Origin of the sequence: Streptomyces caeruleatus, from assembly GCF_001514235.1 — a bacterium.
GTDB classification, from domain to species: domain Bacteria; phylum Actinomycetota; class Actinomycetes; order Streptomycetales; family Streptomycetaceae; genus Streptomyces; species Streptomyces caeruleatus.
The window spans coordinates 242,438-258,563 of sequence record NZ_KQ948924.1 but is presented as its reverse complement, the minus strand read 5'-3'; the positions used below and the strand labels follow the sequence as shown (position 1 = coordinate 258,563).

The following is a 16,126-nucleotide window of genomic DNA, read 5'->3' as shown; positions in this document are numbered from 1 at the left end:
TACCTCCGTACCGGTGTCGTACTGGTGCGTCGGTCGCTCGCCGGGCGACTGATGAGTCATGACGAAGGATCAGCTGCCCACCAGTCCGCTCACGCGACGCCGTGCGTTGCTCGCCGGTGTCGCCGCCGTCGGAGCGGCCGGCAGCGCCGGGCTGCTGGCGACGGTCGCGGGCAACGGTGACGAGCCCGTCCGGGCCGCCCCGGCCGCGGGCCCGCAGGCACGTCCCGCGCTCAAGCCCTCCTCGTACCGCCTGCAGCCCCTGACGGGCTACGGCCCGCCCCGGGCGGCGCCCCGCCCCACCCTCGTACGGCGCGCACCCCTGCTGCGGGTGTCCGGCCGCGGCCGCACCATGGTGCTGACCTTCGACGACGGACCCGACCCCCGGTACACGCCGTACATCCTGGACACCCTGCGCGAGTACGACGTCCGCGCGATGTTCTTCGTGTGCGGCGAGATGGTCGTCGACAACAAGGACCTGCTGGCCCGGATGGCCGAGGAGGGCCACGTCGTCGGCAACCACACCTGGTCCCACCCGCTGCTCACCCGTCTCAGCCACGCCCGGATCCGCAAGGAGATGGAACGCACCAGCGACGTCGTCGAGGAGAGCTACGGCGAACGCCCCGCCTGGTTCCGCGCCCCCTACGGCGCCTGGAACCGCGCCACCTTCCGGATCGGCGCCGAACTCGGCATGGAACCGCTCGCCTGGACCGTCGACACCCTCGACTGGACCGCCCCCGGCACCCGCACCATCGTCGGCCGGGTGGAGAACGGCGCCGCCCCCGGCGTCGTGGTCCTCTCGCACGACGCCGGGGGCGACCGCTCGCAGAGCGTCCGGGCCCTGCGCACCTATCTGCCGCAACTGCTGGATGCCGGCTACCACGTCACGGTCCCCACACGGCGTTACCGGTGACGGCTCACGCCCGCCCGGTCGAGCCCGCTCAGCGGACCTCGACCAGGCGGGCGAAAGCGACGACGTTCCCGTCGTAACCGCCCTGCTTGGTGAAACCGCCCCCGCAGGTGATGACCCGCAGTTCCGCGCTTCCCTTGGAGGCGTACACCCGGTCGCCCGGGAAGTTGTTCTTCTCGAACACCTCGATGCCGTAGATCTCGAAAACGGCCGTCTTCCCGTCCTTGCGGGCGATCTCGACGCGATTTCCCTTCTGCAGGCCGCCGAGCCCGTAGAACACGGCGGGACCCTGGGTGTTGTCGACATGGCCGACCACCACCGCGGTGCCCTTCTCGCCGGGAGAGACGGAACCGGTGAACCAGCCCGCCAGATTGGGGTCCTCCGGCGGCGGCGCGCCGACCCAGCCGTCCACGTCGAGGCCGACCGGGATGACCGGGGCGTCCACCTGGATGCCGGGGATCCTGACCCGCTCCGGCAGCGCGTACGGCAGCGGCTGCGCGGCACCGGCGAAGAGCCCGCCGGGCACCCTGCGGTCCGGGGCGGCCGCCGAGGCGGGCTGCGGCGGCCCCTCGTCGAACTCACCCGAGCCATTGCGAACGAGCGCGAGACCGGTCAGCAGGACCAGCGCTATCACACCCCAAGGAGCACGTCTCTTCCGTCGCTCCTCCTCTTCGGCCAGCTCGGCCAGCTCAGCCTCGGACGCAGACATTTCGCGCATACGTGAACGCTAAGTCCCGCACGCGCAACCGGCGACGGCACAGATACGAACGGGTGGCCCCCCGCTTTCGGTGCGCCATCCGAGTTGCCACCGGCAGGAAAATTCTGACGGTCCGTGACCTGCGGCAATTCCGATTGTGGGGTGATCGGTCGGCGTGTCCTCTCACCAGGACGGACCATTGCCGAAATGCGGCCTCGCGCACGGCATCTGAGGGTCTTTCTGGGAGGCGCTTCTCGCCGATCGACCGGGGACGGTTCCCGGGGCGTCTTCCGCGGAGGATCACATGCGTACAACACGTGCCATGGCGGCCGCTGCCACCGCGGTAGCCGCTCTCAGCCTCGCCGCCCCCGCGGCCGTCGCCCGCGACGGCATGCCCGTCGGCCCGAGCAACATCGTCGCTCTGCCCAGCGTCATCGCCCGCGGCGGCCAGCTCACCATCACCGTCGACAACTGCCCGCGGGGCGGCACCGCCAGCTCGGACGCCTTCCGGCCCACCCGCCTGAGCCCCGTCCAGGGCAGCAACACGGCGCGGGGCACCGCGACGGTCAACAGGAACGCGCGGCCGGGCTCCCACAGCATCACGGTCGTCTGCGACTCCAGGAGTCTGACCAACCCGGCCGCCTTCACCGTCATCGGCGGCGTCCAGGGCGGTCTCGGCGGCAGCAGCTCCACCGGGGCGACCCCGACCGACATGGCCATCGGAGGCGGGCTCATCGGCATCGCCATCGTCGGTGGCGGGGTGTTCTGGATGCGCCGCCGCGCGGAGAAGCGGGCCTGACGCGCCGCCCGTCGCAGGCGGACCCGCCGCGGACAGCCCCGTCGCAGACCCATCGCACGCGGACCGGCCTTCGCCCCGGCCCCCTCATGGGGAACCGGGGCGAAGGCCTGAGCAAAGACGGGAGAGGTCGGACGGGGCGGCGGTGTCAGGCACCGTCCTCGTCCGTGCGGCGCCGGGAGAGGTGGTACGCCGTCCCCAGCGCGCCCGTGACGAGCGCGGCGCCCAGAGCGAGCTCCTTGAGGTTCAGCCCGGCGAAACTGCCGCCCCCGCCCGCGTGCACGCCCTTGTGCGGATGATCGGGCCGCACCGGGGCGGGCCGGCCGCCGGCGATCGTGAGGTCGACGCTCTGCCAGAACGTGCCGCAGTAGAACGACACCTCGTACACGCCACCGGGCCTGGCATCCCGGTCGACCGTGGCCCTGGCCGTCGTACGCCCCCGGGGAATGGTGACCGTGTCGAAGACCGCCGACGCCACGGTCACGCTCTGCTCGCAGCCGCTCGCGTGCAGCGTGACCCGGCCGCCGGGCGCGACGGTGGCGGGCAGAACCCTGGCCCAGAAACCCGAGTCGTCCTCGTACGCCCGGGCGGCCGGGGCGGTCAGGGCGAGGGCGGCGGCACCCAGCAGTGCCGCCGAAGTGACGCGTATCGCGCGCATGGTGGTTCCTCCGGGTTCCCCGAGGAGCAGCCGCGGACCTCTTCCGCTTGCGACGGAAATGCACCTCGATGAACGAAACGCTAGGAAGGTGCGTCCACCTGCGCGATTGCTGTCGTACGAATGGGTCAACCGTGTGGGCCGCTCAGGGGACGGTGTCCCCCGGGGTGGCCCACACGGTTGACGGCCGGTCAGCCCTTGATCTGCGGGAAGAGTTCCAGGAACGGTTCGGCGGACGCCGTGACGCCCCGGCTGTAGGGCGCGTCGAAGTCCCAGATGAGGAACAGCAGGAAGGCGATCAGCGCGGAGAACAGCCCGGCCAGGACCAGCTCACGGGGTGTGCGCCGGATCTGGAGGGCGAAGATCATCCCGATGGTGACGACGCCGCCCGCGATGAGCCCGAACCACACCACGCCCGGCATGGTCTCCCCGGTCGAGTTCGCCCGGGCGTTGCGCGCCTGGTCGGCGGCGGTCACCTGGTCCAGCAGCGGCTGGTAGGCCTGCGCCTCGAAGTCCGTCTTCGGCTGGTAGTCGGTGACGTCCTCCCGGACACGCTGGAGAAGCTCGGTGCCGCGCTCGGTCATACGACCGTCGTCCGCCATCGTCTTCCACTCGGTGTTGACGACGTGTCCGACATAGGCGTTGACATCCGCCCGAATACGGTCGCGGATGTCGGCGGGATAGACCCGGACCCGCTCCGAGACCTCGTGCAGCGCCACTGCCTCGGCCTGGACGTGGTCCTGGGCGGCACTGCGGCCCTCCCATACGCCGGCGATGGCCAGGCCCAGGACGATGGCGTACACCACGCCGATCCACATCGTCATGTACTCGATGACGTCCGGGGTCTCGGAGGGATCCTCGTCCTCGGGGGCCGTGCGGTGCCGCAGGAGGGTGATGATGACCACCACGGAACAGGCGGCCAGCATCGCGAGGGTGAGAACAAGCCATTCCGGCAAGAGAAGCCTCCAGGTTCAGCGGGGTCAGCGCGGCCGCAGCGCGGCCACGGCGGCGATGGCGGGCGCCGCGATGAGCAGGACGAAGGTGAGGGGCGACGGGGCGTCACGCGCCGGCCGCCGGTGCTGACCGGCGCGGTAGGGCGGGTAGTGCACCGGGGTCGCGGACGGACTCGGGGTGGGCTTGGCCGACGGCTTCGGAGTGGGCGTCGGGGTGGGCGCGGGCGGTGTCGGCCGCGGACGGGGTGGCGCGGGGCGAGGAGCCGGGGGCGCCTGGGGCGTCGGCGGTGGGGGCGGCGGGGGAGGCGGCGGCTCGGGTTTAGGGGTGGGCGTGGGCTTCGGAGTCGGCGTCGGTGTGGGATCCGGTGAGGGCGACGGCTTCGGCGTGGGCGTGGGCGTCGGAGTGGGGCTCGGGGTCGGGCTCGGGGTCGGCGTCGGGCAGTGCGGGGGAGTGGGCCAGGTGAGGCTCCCGGCGACCGCGACCGCCCTCGCGCCGTCCGGTCCGGTGTCGGCGTACGCGCAGACCGTGGCCTCCGCCACGGCGGCCGGTGCCGACACCAGGAGCCAGGTCAGCGTCAGCACCGTCAACACCCTTGTGGTCAGGGTGGATTGGGTCGGTTCGAGTCCATGCACGACGAAGATCCTGAGCCCAGTGCGCGCTTTCAAACGCCGGAGAGTGAGGGGATTGCCCCGAACGGGCGACGGATGACCCACGAAAGGTTTGATCAGGGGGCGGACGCGTAACCGCCGAGGCGTACGGGGGTGCGAGACGGTGCGGCGGCCGGTGCGGGTGGGGCGCGGGATTCACAGGTGCGACGCGGGCGGTGTCACAGGTTCCGGAAAGAAATTCGTGCGCCGGTTGAACACGAGCATGGCTCTCGTGCGTACCTCTTGTCGTGCGGCGGCGCAGCAGGGCGCTGCAACACCCGTGTGAGTATGGGGAGTTGACGATGAAGACCTCGTGGCGGAGCGCCTCGCTCGTGGTGAGCGCCGTGGCGGTGGCGGCGCTGACGACGGCATGCGGCTCGGAGACCGCCCCGCCGGCGAGCAGCCAGAACGTGGGTGCCACGGCCGCGGCCGGGGACTACGGAACCGCCGGCACCGGCCTGGGCAACGGATCCGGTTACGACGCCGGCGCGGCGGGCCAGGAGGCCGCCACGCAGTCGAGCTCGGCCGGTGAACTGTCCGTCTCCACCAACCAGGAACTCGGCAAGGTACTGACCGACAGCGCCGGTCTGACGCTCTACCGCTTCGACAAGGACACCGTGGAGCCGCCGAAGTCGGCCTGCGACGGCGACTGCGCCAAGAAGTGGCCGCCGGTCCCCGCGGACGACGCCACGGCCGGAGCCGGCATCGACAAGGCGCTGCTCGGCTCGGTCACCCGCTCCGACGGCACCAAGCAGCTCACGGTCGACGGCTGGCCGGCGTACCGCTATGTGAAGGACGTCAACGCCGGCGACGTCAACGGCCAGGGTGTCGGCGGCACTTGGTACGCCCTCGCCCCCGACGGCAAGAAGGCGCAGGGCGGGGCGGAGGGCGGAGCCGAGGCGGGCGACCTGCCCGGTCTGTCCACCCGCGAGGACGCCAAGCTCGGCGAGATCGTCGTCGACAAGAACGGCCACACGGTCTACCGCTTCATGAAGGACTCGCCCTGGCCGATGAAGACGGCGTGCACCGGCGACTGCCTGGAGAAGTGGCCGGTCATCGCGCCGGTCGACGCCGCGGACACCAAGGGCATCGACCTGAAGGGGTCCGGCCCCAGGGGCCAGGGCTACGTGGTCTTCGACCGGCCCGACGGGATCAAGCAGCAGACCATCGACTGTGTGCCGATCTACACCTTCGCCGGTGACAAGAAGCCCGGCGACACCAACGGTCAGGGCGTCGGCGGCACTTGGTTCGCCATCCGTCCCGACGGCAAGCCGGTCGGCGCGTCGGAACAGTAGAGATCACACCTCCCCAGGGTTGATCGCCTCACCAGTCGAACAACGCACGGACCGCGGAGGGAGGGACGAGGACAGCGAGAGTGCCGGACGAACGGCCGGCGCGCCGACCCACCGGTCCGCCCCCCGCGGCTCAACGCGCGGGGGGCGGACCGGTTTGCCGTGGTTCACCGCGGTTCTCCGCGCTCTTTCACCATGGTTCGCGACTCTGTGGAATGCTTCGCATGCTTTCGTGAAGAGTGCGTGGGGCGTCCGTGCGGCACGTGCCACAGGCAGTGACCGGGAACGGATGGTCAATTTCCGTTTCCGCTCGCTCCTTTGGCAGGCGATCAGTAGCCTCAGCTCGAACACCGGATCGCCTACGCCATGGAGAGACAGATGGAGCGTCCCGCCTGGGCCCCTCGGAGCATCGACATCTCGGTGCCCAGTGTCTCGCGGATCTACGACTACTACCTGGGCGGTTCGCACAACTTCGAGGTCGACCGGGAAGCCGGCCGCAAGGCCATGGAGTTCATGCCGGGACTCCCCAAGATCATGCAGGCGAACCGGGCGTTCATGCGCCGCGCGGTGCGCTTCGCGCTCGACGAGGGCATCACCCAGTTCCTGGACATCGGCTCCGGCATCCCGACCTTCGGCAACGTCCACGAGGTGGCCCAGGCGGCCAGCCCCGACGCGCGTGTGGTGTACGTCGACCACGACCCGGTCGCCGTCGCGCACAGCCAGGCCGTCCTGGAGGGCGACGACCGGGCGGGCGTCGTCGCCGCGGACCTGCTCAAGCCGCAGGAGATCCTGGCCAGTTCCGAGGTGGAGCGCCTCATCGACCTGAACCGGCCGGTGGCGCTGCTGCTCGTTGCCATACTGCACTTCGTGGAGGACGAGGACGACCCGTACGACGTGGTGGCCCAGCTGCGCGACGCGCTCGCGCCCGGCAGTCTGCTGGTGCTCACGCATGCCTCGTACGAGGGAATCCCGCTGCCCGAGGAGCGGGCCAAGGGCACGGTCGACGTATACAAGGACATTCGCAACCCGCTGATCATGCGCTCGCGCGACACCATCGCGCGGTTCTTCGAGGGGTACGACATGGTGGAACCCGGACTGGTGCCGATGCCGCTCTGGCGGCCGGACACCGCACCGGAGGACGAGGATCCGTGGGCCTTCTCCGGGTTCGCCGGCGTGGGGCGTACGGCGTGAGCGCGGGGCCGGACGGGCCGGAGGACAGACTGCGCCGGTTCGCGACGATCTGGAGCCGGGCGGTCTTCCCGGTCACCTCGACGTCGTCGACCCGGCCGGAGTTCGAGGAGCAACTGCTCCCGCTGGCCCGGCGGTTGAGCGAGGCGCTCAGGTCCAGGACCTTCGACGCGAACGAGGGCAAGGCGGTCGGCGCCGCCCTCGTCACCGCGCACTGCACCGACCCCGAGGCGCTCAGCCGCTCGCTGGACTGTGTCGACGCCTACCTCGTGCTCTACTGCGGCACCGACGGCGACCAGGAGGACCAGCGGGCCCGCTCCGCGCGGCTCCAGCACGCCATGGCCGCCGGGTTCGCCCAGGCGCTGCGCGAGCGGACACTGGCCGAGCAGGAGGCGATCTCCGCGGCCGCCCTCAAGGCCCAGGGCGTGGTCGCCCAGGCCCTGCACGCCACCGAGGCCCGCTTCCGCGCGGTCTTCGAGGGCGCGGCCATAGGCATCGGCATCGCCGACCTGGAGGGCAACGTCCTGCAGGTCAACGGCGCCCTGCTGCGGATGTTCGGCGTCTCCGAGCAGACCATGCACGGCCGCAACGTCATGCAGTGGACCCATCCCGAGGACGCGCCGCAGACCTGGAAGCTCTACGAGGAACTCGTACGCGGCGAACGCGAGCACTACCACGTCGAGAAGGCGTTCTCCCGCCCGGACGGCACGGTCCTGTGGACCAACCTCACGGTCTCCCTGCTGCGTGACCCCGACGGCAACCCGCAGTACCAGCTGGCCCTCATGGAGGACACCACCGAGCGCCGGCTGCTCAACCTGCGGCTGCGCTACGAGGCCACCCACGACGCGCTCACCGGCCTGCCCAACCGCACCTTCTTCTTCGAGCGCCTGGAGAAGGCACTGGGCGCCGGGGTGGGCCAGCGGTTCGGCCTGTGCTACCTCGACCTGGACGGCTTCAAGACCGTCAACGACAGCCTCGGCCACGCCGCCGGCGACCGGCTGCTCGTCGAGGTCGCCGACCGGCTGCAGTCCTGCGCCACCGCGCCCGGCGAGATGGTCGCCCGGCTCGGCGGCGACGAGTTCGTGGCGCTGACCACAGGCCCCGACACCGAACAGGAGGTCGACGAGCTCGCCGCCCGCATCATGAACGCGCTGATCGCCCCGATCAGCGTCGACGGCCGGGAGCTGACCGTGCGCGGCAGCATCGGCATCGTCGAGGGCCCGGCCGGGGAACGCAGCCCGGCGGAGGTGCTGCGCAGCGCCGACATCACCATGTACCGGGCCAAGTCCGCGGGCGGCAACCGCTTCGAGCTCGCCGACGAGGAGGCCGACGCCCGCGCCATCACCCGGCACGGACTGACCACGGCGCTGCCGATGGCCCTGGAGCGGGGCGAGTTCTTCATCGAGTACCAGCCGCTGGTGCACCTCGGCGACGGCAGTGTGCGCGGCGCGGAGGCCCTGGTGCGCTGGCTGCACCCGCAGCACGGCATCCTCGGCCCGGACCGGTTCATCCCGCTCGCCGAGCACACGGGACTCATCGTGCCGCTCGGCCGCTGGGTCCTGGAGCAGTCGGTACGTCAGGCGCGCGAGTGGCGAGAACGGCTCGACGACGCCGGACCCCTGCGCATCAACGTCAACCTCTCGCCCTGCCAGCTCACCCACCCCGGGCTGGTCCAGGACACGGTGGACATCCTGGAGCGCGCGGGCGTGGCACCCGACGCCCTCTGCCTGGAGGTCACCGAGTCGGCGTTGATCGGCGCCGACGACGATCTGCTCAAGCCCCTGCGGCGCCTCGCCGAGATGGGCGTCGACATCGCCCTGGACGACTTCGGCACCGGGTACTCCAACCTCGCCAACCTGCGCCGGCTGCCGGTGAGCATCCTCAAGCTGGACCGCTCCTTCACGCAGAGCATGCAGCAGTTCCCGGCCGACCCCGTCGACCTCAAGATCGTCGAGGGGATCGTCTCGCTCGCCCACGGCCTGGACCTCACGGTCACGGTGGAGGGCGTGGAGACCGGAGCCCAGGCCGAGCAACTGCGGATCCTGGGCTGCGACACGGCCCAGGGCTGGTACTACGCCCGCCCGGGCCCGCCGGACCGGCTGCACGAGCTGGCGCTGGTGGACGCGACGGGCTGAAGCGCGGTGCCCGTACGGGCCCGGTGAGTCGCTTCCCGGGCCGGTACGGCGGGTTGCTCCCCCGGTCTCCGCGCGCAGTGGCGGGCCGGGAAGGCGCTGCTCCCGCCCGCACCGACGCGGGGGCTGGGTGGCCACCGGCCCCTTACGGCTCCTGTCGGCGCACACGGTCGGCAGTCGTGTCGCCCACACCCCGGCCCACACCCCGGCCGACGATCCGTCGCGGCCCGTCCGGCCAGGTCGGATAGCGTGCATTGCGCCGACAGCGGCACAGCACGCCGAGTCGGTCGGCGAAAAGGCGGGACCGGCCATGCCCGACAGGCCGATCGATCTGGATCTGCGCAAGGTGCGTTACTTCGTGGCCGTGGCCGAGCGGCGGCACTTCGGCCAGGCGGCCCTCGCCCTGCACGTCACCCAGCCCGCACTCTCCCGGCAGGTGCGGCAGCTGGAGCACGACCTGCGGGTCGAGCTCTTCACCCGCAGCACTCGCGACGTCACGCTCACCTTGGCCGGCGAACAGTTCCTGCACGACGCCAAGGCCCTGCTCGCCGCCGCGGAGGCCGCCCAGGACCGGGCCCGTCGGATCAGCGCCGGAACGACGCCCTGGTCGTCGGGTTCATGCTGGGCACCGACGTCACCCTGGCGCTGAACGCGTTCTCCGCCCGGCACCCCCACGTGACCGTCGAACTGGTCCGTCTTAGCTGGTGGACCCAGGCGCGGGACATCCTGGACGGCAGCGTCGACGTCGGGCTGGTGCGGCCGCCCTCGACGACGCCGGGCTGGATCTGCTGCCCCTGTACCCCGAGCACCTCTCCGCGGTCCTGCCGATCGCCCATCCTCGGGCCGGCGACGCCGAAGTGTCGCTCGCAGCCCTGGCCGACGACCCCGTCCGCATGGGCGCCCGGGCGGCCGTCGTGAGCCGTTCCCGGCGCGGCGAGGACCAGGCCAAGACCCTGGGCGCCGAACTGTTCGTCGCCACCGACGCGTCCGACCCGGCAGACGCCCTCAGGGCCTGGGACGGCGGCGCCGGCCTGGTGCTGAACGCCGCCCCGTCCACCGCCGCGGCCACCGCCACCTGGGCGGCATCGCCCCCGACGGCACGCTCCTGCTCCTCGGCTACGGCTCCGAGCCGCTCACGCTGCCCACCCAGCCCAGGATCCTCAACCGTCTGCACGTGGCCGCGTCCCCGTCCGGCTCCCCGCACGACCTGCGTGACACCCTCGCCTTCTCGGCGGCCCACGCAATCCTGCCCGAGGTCACGCCGATCACCCTCGACCAGGCCCCGGCGGTCCTCGACGCGATGGCCGACGGCTCCGCACGCGGCCGCAGCGTGATCACCTTCGCCTGACGCGCCGGGCCCGTGCAGGGGCTCATGAGCGTCTCACCGCTCCAGCAGCATCCGCTGCAGCTCCCGCGCCGCCCGTGGCGGCGCCACATCGCTGCGGTGGGCCAGCGCGATCGTGCGGTGCAGTCCGGGCCGGGCGAGCGGGGTGACCCGTAGCCCCCGGCCCGACCGGGCCGCGACCATGCGCGGGACGACGGCCACCCCGAGCCCCGCCCGCGCGAACCCCAGCACCGCGTCCATCTCACCGCCCTCCACCGCGAAGTCCGGTTCGAAGCCCTCGGCGCGGCAGGCGGCCACGGTCAACTCGCGCAGGTCGTAGCCGTGCCGGAACATCACCAGGCGTTCGCCCTCCAGGTCGGCGATGCGCACGGTGCGCCGGCCGCCGCCCGGGCGGGGGGCCTCCGGCGAGGAGACCACCACCAGGTCCTCGCGGAGCAGCTCCACGGTGGTCAGTGCGGGGGAGGGGGTCGGCAGCGGCAGGACGACCAGGGCCAGGTCGAGGGCGCCGCGGGCCAGCTCCCGGACCAGGTCGTGCGAGCCGCCCTCCTCGATCAGCAGCTGGATGCCGGGGTAGCGGTCGTGGAAGGCGCGGAGCACGTCCGGGAGCAGGCCCGTGCACACGCTCGGGGTCGCTCCCAGCCGGACCCGGCCCCGGCGCAGCTGCACCAGTTCCTGCACCTCGTGCCGTGCGGTGTCCGCGTCGGCCAGGATGCGCCGGGCCAGCGGCAGCAGGGCCTCCCCGGCGTCCGTCAGCGTGATGTTGCCGCGCGCCCGCAGGAACAGGTCCGCGCCCAACTCCCGCTCCAGCGCCTTGATCTGCTGCGACAGCGAGGGCTGCGCGACATGCACCAGGTCGGCGGCCCGGGTGAAGTGCCGGGTCTCGGCGACCGCCACGAAGTACTGGAGCTGCTGGAACTGCATACGGCCAGCATAGAGGGTGGATAGGGACAGCCTATGGAAACGAGCCGGACCATGTCTTGGACCGATGAGGCCCGGCGGCCGTAGCGTCCTGTTCCATGGCTCTGGCAACGCGGACGGACCGACGGCCGTCCATGGCACGCACGGTGTGGAACAGCTCCGTCGGCAAGAAGACCGTGATGGCGGTCAGCGGGCTGATCATGCTGCTGTACCTGGTCGTCCACATGATCGGAAACCTGAAGATCTTCTTCGGGGCGGGCGAGTTCAACGACTACGCGCACTGGCTGCGCGTCGTCGGCGAGCCCTTCATGCACTACGAGTGGACGCTCTGGCTCGTGCGGATCGTGCTGGTCGTCGCGGTCGTCGCCCACGCCACCTCCGCGTACCAGCTCAGCCGCCGCGACATCAGGGCCCGCCCCAGCAAGTACGTCCACAAGAAGCCGCGGGCGAGCTACGCGACCCGCACCATGCGCTGGGGCGGCATCATCCTCGGCCTGTTCATCGTCTGGCACGTCCTCGACCTGACGACCGGCACCGTGCACGCCGGCGGCTTCCAGGAGGGCCGGCCCTACCAGAACGTCGTGGACACCTTCTCCACCTGGTACGGCAACGTCATCTACGTCGTCGCGATGCTCGCCCTCGGCCTGCACATCCGGCACGGCTTCTGGAGCGCCGCGCAGACCCTCGGCGCCGGCAGCCGCACCCGCGACCGCGCCCTGAAGGCCACGGCCAACATCCTCGCGCTGCTGCTCACGGCCGGCTTCATCGCCGTACCCGTGGGCGTCATGACCGGATTGGTGAGCTGACATGTCTACCTACGCCGAGTACACGACCGGCGAACCGGTCGCCGACGCCAAAGCCCCCGCCGGGCCCGTCAACGAGCGCTGGGACAAACGGCGTTTCGAGGCCAAGCTGGTCAACCCCGCCAACCGCCGCAAGCACACGGTGATCGTGGTGGGGACCGGGCTGGCCGGCGGCTCCGCGGGCGCCACCCTCGCCGAACAGGGCTACAACGTCGTCCAGTTCTGCTATCAGGACTCCCCGCGCCGCGCCCACTCCATCGCCGCCCAGGGCGGCATCAACGCGGCGAAGAACTACCGCAACGACGGCGACTCCGTCCACCGCCTCTTCTACGACACCGTCAAGGGCGGTGACTTCCGTGCCCGGGAGTCCAACGTCCACCGGCTCGCGCAGATCTCCGTCGAGATCATCGACCAGTGCGTCGCGCAGGGCGTGCCCTTCGCCCGCGAGTACGGCGGACTGCTCGACACCCGGTCCTTCGGCGGCGTCCAGGTCTCCCGGACGTTCTACGCCCGCGGCCAGACGGGCCAGCAGCTGCTGCTCGGCGCCTACCAGGCCCTGAGCAGGCAGATCGCCGCCGGGAACATCGAGATGCACCCGCGTACCGAGATGCTCGACCTGATCGTCGTCGACGGGCGGGCACGCGGGATCGTGGCCCGGGACCTCGTCACCGGCCGGATCGACACGTACTTCGCGGACGCGGTGGTGCTGGCATCCGGCGGCTACGGCAACGTCTTCTATCTGTCGACGAACGCCATGAACTCCAACGCCACCGCCGTCTGGCGGGCGCACCGGCGCGGCGCCTACTTCGCCAACCCCTGCTTCACCCAGATCCACCCCACCTGCATCCCGCGCACCGGCGACCACCAGTCCAAGCTGACGCTGATGAGCGAGTCGCTGCGCAACGACGGCCGGATCTGGGTGCCGAAGGCCCGGGGTGATGACCGCCCGGCGAACAAGATCCCCGAGGACGAGCGCGACTACTACCTGGAGCGCATCTACCCGTCCTTCGGCAACCTGGTCCCGCGCGACATCGCCTCCCGCGCCGCGAAGAACGTCTGCGACGAGGGCAGGGGGGTCGGCCCCGGCGGACAGGGCGTCTACCTCGACTTCGCCGACGCCATCAAGCGCATGGGGCGCAAGGCCGTCGAGGCCAAGTACGGCAACCTCTTCGACATGTACCAGCGGATCACCGACGAGGATCCGTACGAGGTGCCGATGCGGATCTACCCGGCCGTGCACTACACGATGGGCGGACTGTGGGTCGACTACGACCTCCAGACCACCGTGCCGGGCCTGTTCGCGATCGGCGAGGCGAACTTCTCCGACCATGGCGCGAACCGCCTCGGCGCCTCCGCGCTGATGCAGGGCCTGGCCGACGGCTACTTCGTCCTCCCCGCCACCATCAACGACTACCTCGCCCGCAACCCGCACCACGAGCGGGTCACCGCCGAACACCCCGTCGTACAGGAGGTGCTGGCGGAGACCGAGGACCGGCTCAACCTGCTGCTGTCCGTCGACGGCGACCGCACCCCGGACTCCTTCCACCGCGAGGTCGGCGAACTGATGTGGGAGTTCTGCGGCATGGCCCGTACGGACTCCGGTCTGCGCAAGGCGCTGGAGCGCATCCCGCAGATCCGTGAGGAGTTCTGGCGGCGCATCAAGGTGCCCGGTGTCGGCGAGGAGTTCAACCAGTCACTGGAGAAGGCCAACCGCGTCGTCGACTACCTGGAGCTCGCCGAGCTCATGTGCCTCGACGCACTGCACCGCGGCGAGTCCTGCGGCGGCCACTTCCGTGAGGAGTCGCAGACACCGGACGGTGAGGCGGCCCGCAAGGACGACGAGTTCGCCTACGCGGCGGCCTGGGAGTTCACCGAGACCGGCGCCGCTCCGGTCCTGCACAAGGAAGACCTCGTCTTCGAGTACGTCCACCCCACCCAGCGGAGCTACGCATGAAGCTCACCCTGCGCGTCTGGCGGCAGAAGAACGCCGACGCCGAAGGCGCCATGTCCACGTACGAGGTGGACGGCATCTCCTCCGACATGTCGTTCCTGGAGATGCTCGACACCCTCAACGAGGAGCTCATCCTCCGCGGTGAGGACCCCGTCGCGTTCGACCACGACTGCCGTGAGGGGATCTGCGGCGCGTGTTCGCTCGTGATCAACGGCGACGCGCACGGCCCGGAGCGGACCACCACCTGCCAGCTGCACATGCGGTCCTTCAAGGACGGCGACACGATCGACATCGAGCCGTGGCGGGCGTCGGCGTTCCCTGTGATCAAGGATCTGGTCGTGGACCGGACGGCGTTCGACCGGATCATCCAGGCCGGCGGGTACGTCACCGCACCGACTGGGGCGGCTCCCGAGGCCCACGCCACGCCGGTGCCGAAGCCGGACGCCGACTTCGCCTTCGAGCACGCGGAGTGCATCGGGTGCGGGGCGTGCGTGGCGGCGTGTCCCAACGGGGCGGCGATGTTGTTCACGTCCGCCAAGATCAATCATCTGAACGTGCTGCCGCAGGGGGCGCCCGAGCGGGAGACGCGGGTGCTGGACATGGTGGCGCAGATGGACGAGGAGGGGTTCGGGGGGTGCACGCTCACGGGGGAGTGTGCCACGGCTTGTCCGAAGGGCATTCCGTTGATGTCCATCACCGGGATGAACAAGGAGTGGCTGCGGGCTACTCGGAAGGTGAAGCGGTAGCGCTGTAGGGGCGGCGGTCGTGTGACGGCTGCGGGGCGTCGTGGCTGGTCGCGCAGTTCCCCGCGCCCCTTGGGGGTGTCGCCCGGGTCGGCCGGCAAGGAAAGGACGTTCGCCGTAGGTGCGGACGGGCGGGGTCGGGAGGTGCTCCCCGGCCCCGTCTCGCCTTTCGGCGCGCCAGCGAAGCGTTCAACCTCCGCACATCCACTCTCCTGGCACCGGTCACGCATACGCCAACCGGCATCGGAAGAACAGGGGCGGCACCTCACACCGCTCGCCTCTGCCCTCCGCTCGCCGTCCCCGGCCCGTGACCAGGAGTAAGCCATGACCGGCGTACTGACCGTCGACCGTCCCCCGCAGCCCACCGCACCCACCCGCTACACCGTCGGCCTCGCCCGCAACGAGGAGGACGTGCGCGCAGCCCAGCGGCTGCGGCACGACGTCTTCGCCGGTGAGATGGGGGCCCTGCTGTCCACCCCGCAACCGGGCCACGACATCGACGCCTTCGACGCGTACTGCGACCACCTGCTCGTCCGCGAGGAGGTGTCCGGGCAGGTCGTCGGCACCTACCGGCTGCTGCCGCCGGAGCGCGCCGCGGTCGCCGGGCGGCTGTACTCCGAGGGCGAGTTCGACCTCACCCGGATCGACGCCCTGCGCCCCAACCTGGTCGAGGTCGGCCGCTCCTGCGTCCACCCCGACCACCGTGACGGCGCCGTCATCAGCCTCATCTGGGCCGGCATCGCCCGCTACATGGTGGACCGCGGCCACGAGTGGCTGGCCGGCTGCTGCTCGATCCCGCTGGCCGACGGCGGCACGCTCGCGGCCGGGACCTGGGACCGGGTGCAGGCCAAGCACCTGGCCCCGGAGGAGTACCGGGTACGCCCGCTGCGCCCCTGGCAGCCGACCGCCCCGGCCCCCGCCACCCGCACCGAACTCCCGGCCCTGCTGCGCGGCTACCTCCGCCTCGGCGCCTTCGTCTGCGGCGAGCCCGCGCACGACCCGGAGTTCGGGGTCGCCGACCTGTACGTGCTGCTGTCGATGCGCCGGGTCAACTCGCGCTATCTGCGGCACTTCCTCTCCCTCGTCCCGGCGTGACGG

The 16,126-nt window shown here is 71.2% G+C and carries 17 protein-coding genes; 12 read left to right on the top strand and 5 right to left on the bottom strand.

The features are described 5' to 3' along the window. The first annotated feature begins 58 nt into the window (after nucleotides 1–58). Nucleotides 59–910 carry a polysaccharide deacetylase family protein gene (locus AQJ67_RS01205; RefSeq protein WP_062716036.1) on the top strand — a complete coding sequence of 284 codons (852 nt, stop codon included), beginning with the start codon at nucleotides 59–61 and terminating at the stop codon, nucleotides 908–910. A 28-nt stretch (nucleotides 911–938) separates the two neighbouring features. Here AQJ67_RS01205 and AQJ67_RS01200 read toward each other — a convergent pair whose 3' ends face one another. Then, nucleotides 939–1,616 carry a class F sortase gene (locus AQJ67_RS01200; protein WP_062716034.1) on the bottom strand — a complete coding sequence of 226 codons (678 nt, stop codon included), beginning with the start codon at nucleotides 1,614–1,616 and terminating at the stop codon, nucleotides 939–941. Nucleotides 1,617–1,908: 292 nt separating this feature from the next. Between AQJ67_RS01200 and AQJ67_RS01195 the strand changes: the two genes are divergently transcribed. Then, nucleotides 1,909–2,403 (top strand): hypothetical protein, encoded by a 495-nt coding sequence (locus tag AQJ67_RS01195; protein WP_062716032.1) that lies wholly within the window; start codon nucleotides 1,909–1,911, stop codon nucleotides 2,401–2,403. A 145-nt stretch (nucleotides 2,404–2,548) separates the two neighbouring features. On the opposite strand, the gene AQJ67_RS01190 is transcribed toward AQJ67_RS01195, so the two are convergent. The 3 genes from AQJ67_RS01190 to AQJ67_RS47435 form a co-directional block, all read right to left on the bottom strand. Continuing rightward, the gene (locus AQJ67_RS01190; RefSeq protein WP_062716030.1) at nucleotides 2,549–3,058 is read right to left on the bottom strand and encodes a hypothetical protein; all 510 of its coding nucleotides are present in this window, start codon (nucleotides 3,056–3,058) and stop codon (nucleotides 2,549–2,551) included. Nucleotides 3,059–3,246: 188 nt separating this feature from the next. After that, on the bottom strand, nucleotides 3,247–4,011 hold the full coding sequence (locus AQJ67_RS01185; RefSeq protein WP_062716028.1) for a bestrophin-like domain: 765 nt from the start codon (nucleotides 4,009–4,011) through the stop codon (nucleotides 3,247–3,249). Nucleotides 4,012–4,035: 24 nt separating this feature from the next. Next, nucleotides 4,036–4,590: a hypothetical protein gene (locus tag AQJ67_RS47435; RefSeq protein ID WP_159058699.1), complete on the bottom strand. Its 555-nt coding sequence runs from the start codon at nucleotides 4,588–4,590 to the stop codon at nucleotides 4,036–4,038. A gap of 368 nt (nucleotides 4,591–4,958) precedes the next feature. Here AQJ67_RS47435 and AQJ67_RS01175 point away from each other — a divergent pair, with 368 nt between their 5' ends. The 6 genes from AQJ67_RS01175 (at nucleotide 4,959) to AQJ67_RS47430 (ending at nucleotide 10,616) form a co-directional block, all read left to right on the top strand. Next, nucleotides 4,959–5,951: an SCO0930 family lipoprotein gene (locus tag AQJ67_RS01175; protein WP_062716026.1), complete on the top strand. Its 993-nt coding sequence runs from the start codon at nucleotides 4,959–4,961 to the stop codon at nucleotides 5,949–5,951. A gap of 375 nt (nucleotides 5,952–6,326) precedes the next feature. Then, a complete protein-coding gene (locus AQJ67_RS01170) occupies nucleotides 6,327–7,139 on the top strand; it encodes an SAM-dependent methyltransferase (RefSeq protein ID WP_062716025.1) in 813 nt (270 codons plus the stop codon). Continuing rightward, entirely contained in the window at nucleotides 7,136–9,271 is a 2,136-nt protein-coding gene (locus AQJ67_RS01165; protein ID WP_062716742.1) for a putative bifunctional diguanylate cyclase/phosphodiesterase, read from the top strand. The genes AQJ67_RS01170 and AQJ67_RS01165 overlap by 4 nt, the downstream gene beginning before the upstream one ends. Nucleotides 9,272–9,578: 307 nt before the next feature. Further along, entirely contained in the window at nucleotides 9,579–9,917 is a 339-nt protein-coding gene (locus AQJ67_RS01160; protein ID WP_062716022.1) for a LysR family transcriptional regulator, read from the top strand. Beyond that, the gene (locus AQJ67_RS01155) at nucleotides 9,887–10,186 is read left to right on the top strand and encodes a LysR substrate-binding domain-containing protein (protein WP_062716021.1); all 300 of its coding nucleotides are present in this window, start codon (nucleotides 9,887–9,889) and stop codon (nucleotides 10,184–10,186) included. Before AQJ67_RS01160 ends, AQJ67_RS01155 begins: the two co-directional genes overlap by 31 nt. 256 nt (nucleotides 10,187–10,442) lie before the next feature. Next, on the top strand, nucleotides 10,443–10,616 hold the full coding sequence (locus AQJ67_RS47430; RefSeq protein ID WP_159058698.1) for a hypothetical protein: 174 nt from the start codon (nucleotides 10,443–10,445) through the stop codon (nucleotides 10,614–10,616). Nucleotides 10,617–10,649: 33 nt separating this feature from the next. On the opposite strand, the gene AQJ67_RS01150 is transcribed toward AQJ67_RS47430, so the two are convergent. After that, nucleotides 10,650–11,534 (bottom strand): LysR family transcriptional regulator, encoded by an 885-nt coding sequence (locus tag AQJ67_RS01150; RefSeq protein ID WP_062716019.1) that lies wholly within the window; start codon nucleotides 11,532–11,534, stop codon nucleotides 10,650–10,652. Nucleotides 11,535–11,665: 131 nt separating this feature from the next. On the opposite strand from AQJ67_RS01150, the gene AQJ67_RS01145 reads away from it, so the two are divergent. From AQJ67_RS01145 to AQJ67_RS01130, 4 genes are all read left to right on the top strand, one after another. Continuing rightward, on the top strand, nucleotides 11,666–12,337 hold the full coding sequence (locus AQJ67_RS01145; RefSeq protein ID WP_062716017.1) for a succinate dehydrogenase: 672 nt from the start codon (nucleotides 11,666–11,668) through the stop codon (nucleotides 12,335–12,337). 1 nt (nucleotide 12,338) lies between these two features. Next, nucleotides 12,339–14,288 (top strand): fumarate reductase/succinate dehydrogenase flavoprotein subunit, encoded by a 1,950-nt coding sequence (locus tag AQJ67_RS01140; protein ID WP_062716015.1) that lies wholly within the window; start codon nucleotides 12,339–12,341, stop codon nucleotides 14,286–14,288. After that, nucleotides 14,285–15,031: a succinate dehydrogenase/fumarate reductase iron-sulfur subunit gene (locus AQJ67_RS01135; RefSeq protein WP_062716013.1), complete on the top strand. Its 747-nt coding sequence runs from the start codon at nucleotides 14,285–14,287 to the stop codon at nucleotides 15,029–15,031. The genes AQJ67_RS01140 and AQJ67_RS01135 overlap by 4 nt, the downstream gene beginning before the upstream one ends. A 321-nt stretch (nucleotides 15,032–15,352) precedes the next feature. Further along, nucleotides 15,353–16,123, top strand: coding sequence for a GNAT family N-acetyltransferase (locus AQJ67_RS01130; protein WP_062716011.1), 771 nt, complete (start codon nucleotides 15,353–15,355; stop codon nucleotides 16,121–16,123). Nucleotides 16,124–16,126 lie beyond the last annotated feature (3 nt).

Bases quoted from the DNA above. Each gene is read 5' to 3' on its own strand.
- AQJ67_RS01205 (WP_062716036.1), top strand. From the start codon at position 59: ATGACGAAGGATCAGCTGCCCACCAGTCCGCTCACGCGACGCCGTGCG.
- AQJ67_RS01200 (WP_062716034.1), bottom strand. From the start codon at position 1,616: ATGTCTGCGTCCGAGGCTGAGCTGGCCGAGCTGGCCGAAGAGGAGGAG.
- AQJ67_RS01195 (WP_062716032.1), top strand. From the start codon at position 1,909: ATGCGTACAACACGTGCCATGGCGGCCGCTGCCACCGCGGTAGCCGCT.
- AQJ67_RS01190 (WP_062716030.1), bottom strand. From the start codon at position 3,058: ATGCGCGCGATACGCGTCACTTCGGCGGCACTGCTGGGTGCCGCCGCC.
- AQJ67_RS01175 (WP_062716026.1), top strand. From the start codon at position 4,959: ATGAAGACCTCGTGGCGGAGCGCCTCGCTCGTGGTGAGCGCCGTGGCG.
- AQJ67_RS01170 (WP_062716025.1), top strand. From the start codon at position 6,327: ATGGAGCGTCCCGCCTGGGCCCCTCGGAGCATCGACATCTCGGTGCCC.
- AQJ67_RS01160 (WP_062716022.1), top strand. From the start codon at position 9,579: ATGCCCGACAGGCCGATCGATCTGGATCTGCGCAAGGTGCGTTACTTC.
- AQJ67_RS01155 (WP_062716021.1), top strand. From the start codon at position 9,887: ATGCTGGGCACCGACGTCACCCTGGCGCTGAACGCGTTCTCCGCCCGG.
- AQJ67_RS01150 (WP_062716019.1), bottom strand. From the start codon at position 11,534: ATGCAGTTCCAGCAGCTCCAGTACTTCGTGGCGGTCGCCGAGACCCGG.
- AQJ67_RS01145 (WP_062716017.1), top strand. From the start codon at position 11,666: ATGGCACGCACGGTGTGGAACAGCTCCGTCGGCAAGAAGACCGTGATG.
- AQJ67_RS01140 (WP_062716015.1), top strand. From the start codon at position 12,339: ATGTCTACCTACGCCGAGTACACGACCGGCGAACCGGTCGCCGACGCC.
- AQJ67_RS01135 (WP_062716013.1), top strand. From the start codon at position 14,285: ATGAAGCTCACCCTGCGCGTCTGGCGGCAGAAGAACGCCGACGCCGAA.
- AQJ67_RS01130 (WP_062716011.1), top strand. From the start codon at position 15,353: ATGACCGGCGTACTGACCGTCGACCGTCCCCCGCAGCCCACCGCACCC.